Source organism: Mycobacterium sp. DBP42 (assembly GCF_005924235.1).
Lineage (GTDB): Bacteria > Actinomycetota > Actinomycetes > Mycobacteriales > Mycobacteriaceae > Mycobacterium > Mycobacterium syngnathidarum.
Map to the genome: position 1 here is coordinate 1 of NZ_VCMY01000117.1, position 430 is coordinate 430.

Annotated in this window: 1 protein-coding gene; it reads left to right on the top strand. The window is 66.0% G+C overall.

All coding sequences use genetic code 11. From position 1 onward, the window contains the following. Positions 1-124: 124 nt before the first annotated feature. Positions 125-430 (top strand): GntR family transcriptional regulator (locus E0T84_RS32620; RefSeq protein WP_138746431.1); only part of this gene is annotated, 306 nt, incomplete at its 3' end.

The following is a 430-nucleotide window of genomic DNA, read 5'->3' on the forward strand; positions in this document are numbered from 1 at the left end:
CTCGTGTGGGGCTCGTGGCGCCTCGCTTGTGGTGCGGGGAGCGGCTCGGTACGCTTCCTCTCTTTTTCGCGCTGGGCGCATGGCAGAGGCTTTGCGACGAAACTTCGGGTAAGGGTGTCGGGATATGGAATTTGGTCAGGTCAGGCAGCGCCGTCTGTCGGATGACATCGTTGCGCAACTGGAGGCGATGATCCTGGAGGGCACGCTGAAGTCCGGCGAGCGGCTGCCCGCCGAGCGCGTGCTTGCCGAGCAGTTCGGGGTTTCCCGGCCGTCGCTGCGCGAGGCGATCCAGAAACTGGTGGCGAAGGGGCTGCTGGTCAGCCGCCAGGGTGGCGGCAACTATGTGACCGAATCGCTGGGCGCGACTTTCAGCGATCCGCTGCTGCACCTGCTGGAGGGTAACCCGGAGGCCCAGCGCGACCTGCTGGAG